This window comes from Streptomyces beijiangensis (genome assembly GCF_017315755.1).
GTDB classification, from domain to species: domain Bacteria; phylum Actinomycetota; class Actinomycetes; order Streptomycetales; family Streptomycetaceae; genus Streptomyces; species Streptomyces beijiangensis.
The window spans coordinates 1-218 of record NZ_JAFLRJ010000663.1; the positions used below are offsets into that span (position 1 = coordinate 1).

Consider the following 218-nt stretch of genomic DNA (forward strand, 5'->3'; position numbering starts at 1 on the left):
GGGTGGGCGGGTTCCATACCGCGCAGGTCGTCGATGCCGACCCCGACGCAGAGGCTCCCTGGCTGGTCACCGCCTACATTCCGGGGCCGACACTGCAGCAAGTGGTCGCCCAGCACGGCCCGTTCGTACCGGATGTCGTGCTTCGGATCGGGGCGGGTCTCGCCGAGGGGCTGGCCGCCATCCACCGCTGCGGTCTTGTCCACCGCGACCTCAAGCCG

At 70.6% G+C, this 218-nt stretch carries 1 pseudogene; it reads left to right on the forward strand.

From position 1 onward, the window contains the following. Nucleotides 1-218: pseudogene (locus tag J0695_RS38040) on the forward strand (serine/threonine-protein kinase); the annotation flags it as partial.